The sequence below is a fragment of the Nonomuraea terrae genome (assembly GCF_004348995.1).
GTDB classification, from domain to species: domain Bacteria; phylum Actinomycetota; class Actinomycetes; order Streptosporangiales; family Streptosporangiaceae; genus Nonomuraea; species Nonomuraea terrae.
The window spans coordinates 1-3,236 of sequence record NZ_SMKQ01000387.1 but is presented as its reverse complement, the minus strand read 5'-3'; the positions used below and the strand labels follow the sequence as shown (position 1 = coordinate 3,236).

Genomic DNA, 3,236 nt, shown 5'->3' with positions numbered 1-3,236 from the left:
ACCGAGAACCTCCCCAACCGCGCCCCCTCCAACGGCTACGGCATGACCGAGACGACCGCCCTGGCCATCGGCAACGGCGGCGCCGACTACCAGGCCAAGCCCGACAGCATCGGCAGGCCGTCCCCCGTCGTGGACGCCCGCGTGGTGGACCCCGCGGGCGACGAGCTGCCGCCGGGCGAGGTCGGCGAGCTCTGCGTACGCGGCCCGAACGTCATCCTCGGCTACTGGAACAAGCCGGAGGCCACGGCCCAGACCTTCATCAACGGCTGGGTGCACACCGGCGACATGGCCAAGATCGACGAGGAGGGCTTCGTCTACATCGTCGACCGGGCCAAGGACATGGTCATCCGCGGCGGCGAGAACGTCTACTGCGCCGAGGTCGAGGCCGCCCTGTTCGAGCACCCGGCGGTGGACGACGTCGCGGTGATCGGCATCCCGCACGAAGAGCTGGGCGAGGAGGTGGGCGCGGTCATCCGCCTGTCCCCCGGCCAGTCCGTCACGCTCGAAGACCTCCAGGCCTTCCTCTCCGACCGTCTGGCCAAGTTCAAGATCCCGGTACACGTCTGGTTCCGCGACGCCGAACTCCCCCGCAACCCCGGCGGCAAGATCCTCAAGACCCACCTGCGCAGGGAGATCCTGGGCAACTGATCCTCCCCTGCGGCGCGGCGGGTGCTCACCCCCCTGGAGCACCCGCCGCGCCGTCCCTTCTCCAGCCCCCCGGCCACCTCCGGCCGCCCGATGTGACGACCGCCACACAACGGCGTTCCCGCAGGTGAACACGCTGCGGCCGCCCAGGCTTACCTGGCGGGTAATCGCGGCTCCTATCCCCGGCTGACATCTTTCAGGTGTCGCAACGGAAGCCACCGAAGGAGCCGACATGACCGCCCTCACCGTCACCACCGACCGGACGAAGTTCCTGCGCCTCGCGCTGACCGCCGACGCCGTCGTCACCGGCGGCAACGGGCTGGTCTACCTCGCCTTGGCCGGCCCCGTGAGCACTCTGCTCGGCCCCGACGCCGGCCTGCTGCGCGGCATCGGCGTCTTCCTCCTCGTGTACGGCGCCGCGGTCGGCCTCCTGGCCGGCCGCCGCACGATCAGCCCGGCCGCCACCACAGCCGTGATCGCCCTGAACATCGCCTGGACGCTCGCCGGCGTCGCAGCCGTCGTCACCGGCGCCCTCGGCTTCACCACGGTCGGCGCGATCTGGGCCATCGCCCAGGCCCTGGTGGTCGCCGGCTTCGCCGAGCTGCAGATCACCGGCCTGCGCAAGGCCCGCGCCAACTGAGCCCCGTCAACGCACGCACCAGGAAAGAGACCATGAACCTCATCGAACGCTACGTCGCCGCCTGGAACGAGACCGGCCCCGCCACCCGCGCCAAGGCCGTGGCCGAGCTGTGGACCGAGGACGCCACCTACACCGACCCGCTGGCCGACGTGGCCGGGCACGACGGGATCGCCGCCGTGATCGAGGCCGCGCAGGGCATGTTCCCCGGCCTCGTCTTCACCCCCGGCGACCAGTACGACGCCCACCACCACACCGCCCGCTTCACCTGGCACCTCGGCCCCGAGGGCGGCGACCCGGTGGTGATCGGCTTCGACGTGGTCGAACTGGCCGAGGACGGCAGAATCCGCAAGGTCCTCGGCTTCCTCGACAAGGTCCCCTCCTGACCCCGTGTCCCCCTGCCGGACGGCCACCCCGCAACGGGCCCGGCCCGACACCGGAAGCCGCTCCCGCGGCGGCCACCCGATCCCGCCGAGGGAGCCGGCCCCTCCCTCAGCGCCCTTGACCCAGCACGATCGGCCCCCGGCCACGGCCCCCGGAACATGTTCCGGGGGCCGTGGCCGTGTTCACCCCGATGAAATCCATTTGCTCTTCCCCCACCCCCATCGGACAATGTGGCCTCGTGCGCCATCGAGTGAGACGCCTTGTTCGTCACCTTTCCATCGACCTGAGCCCGCTGCGCGATTCACGCGACTACCGGCTGCTCTTCAGTTCAGGCGTCATCACGATGTTCGGCACGATGATCGCCATGGTGGCGGTGCCGTACCAGATGAAGGAGCTCACCGACTCCTACCTGGCGGTCGGCCTGGTGAGCCTGGCGGAGTTCGTGCCGATGGTGGTGTGCGGCCTGTGGGGCGGGGCCATCGCCGACGCGCTCGACCGCCACAAGATCATCGTGCTGAGCGAGCTGGGCCTGCTGATCACCTCTTCGGCCCTCATGGTCAACGCGATGCTGCCCGACCCACAGGTCTGGGTCCTGTACGTGATGGGCGCCGTCTCCACGGGCATCGCCTGCCTGCAACGCCCCAGCCTCGAGGCGGTCATCCAGCAGGTGGTCAGGCACGACCAGCAGAGCGCGGCGGCCGTGCTGTCGAGCCTGCGCTGGAACTTCGGCGCCATCGTCGCCCCGGCGCTCGCCGGTCTCCTGCTCGCCCAGTACGGCCCCGCACTGGCGTACGGGCTCGACTCGCTGACGTTCCTGCTGTCGCTGCTCCTGCTGTGGCGGGTCAGTTCGCTCCCGCCGTCCGAGGACGCCGCCCCGGCGTCACTGAAGTCGCTGGTCGAGGGCGTACGGTACGCGGTGAGCCGCCACGACCTGATGGGCACGTACCTGGTGGACATCGCGGCGATGGTGTTCGCGATGGCGACGGCGCTCTACCCGTTCCTGGCCGACGAGCTGCGGGCACCCGGGGCGCTGGGCCTGTTCTACTCGGCCGCCGCCGTGGGCGCCCTGGTCGCCTCGGTCACCGGCCGGTGGACGGCCCGCGTGCAGCGCCACGGCCTGGGCGTCATCGTCGCCGCCACCCTCTGGGGCGTCGCGGTGGCGCTGACCGCCCTGGCCCCGAACGTCTGGCTGATCTTCGCCTGCATCGCGCTCGCCGGAGCCGCCGACATGATCAGCGGCATCTTCCGCATGACCATGTGGAACCAGACGATCCCCCAGGAGTTCCGCGGCCGCCTGGCCGGCATCGAGCTGCTCTCCTACGCCAGCGGCCCGATGCTCGGCAACGCCAGGGCCGGCCTGATGGCGAACCTCGGCGGCACCCGCTTCTCCCTCGGCGCCGGCGGCCTGCTGTGCGTAGGCGCCGTCCTCGCCCTGGCCGCCGCCCTCCCCAGATTCCGCCGGTACGACGCCAGAACCGACGAACACGCCCTCACCGAAAAGGCCCGCCGCGAAGCCACCCTCCAGACTTCCACCCAGGAATCCCCCGCCTGACCACCCCCGAGCCAACCC

4 protein-coding genes are annotated in these 3,236 nt (G+C 71.0%); all 4 read left to right on the top strand.

Annotated elements, in window-relative coordinates; genetic code table 11:
- Positions 1-648: class I adenylate-forming enzyme family protein (locus E1286_RS46600; RefSeq protein WP_165970247.1), on the top strand; the 648-nt coding region annotated here is incomplete at its 5' end.
- A gap of 229 nt (positions 649-877) precedes the next feature.
- Entirely contained in the window at positions 878-1,285 is a 408-nt protein-coding gene (locus tag E1286_RS46595) for a hypothetical protein (RefSeq protein WP_132623746.1), read from the top strand.
- Positions 1,286-1,317: 32 nt separating this feature from the next.
- Entirely contained in the window at positions 1,318-1,668 is a 351-nt protein-coding gene (locus E1286_RS46590) for a nuclear transport factor 2 family protein (protein ID WP_132623744.1), read from the top strand.
- Between the two features lie 248 nt (positions 1,669-1,916).
- Entirely contained in the window at positions 1,917-3,218 is a 1,302-nt protein-coding gene (locus E1286_RS46585) for an MFS transporter (protein ID WP_246075747.1), read from the top strand.
- Positions 3,219-3,236 lie beyond the last annotated feature (18 nt).

What these genes read in the sequence shown, in the direction of transcription:
- E1286_RS46595 (WP_132623746.1), top strand. Translation starts at nt 878, where the DNA reads ATGACCGCCCTCACCGTCACCACCGACCGGACGAAGTTCCTGCGCCTC.
- E1286_RS46590 (WP_132623744.1), top strand. Translation starts at nt 1,318, where the DNA reads ATGAACCTCATCGAACGCTACGTCGCCGCCTGGAACGAGACCGGCCCC.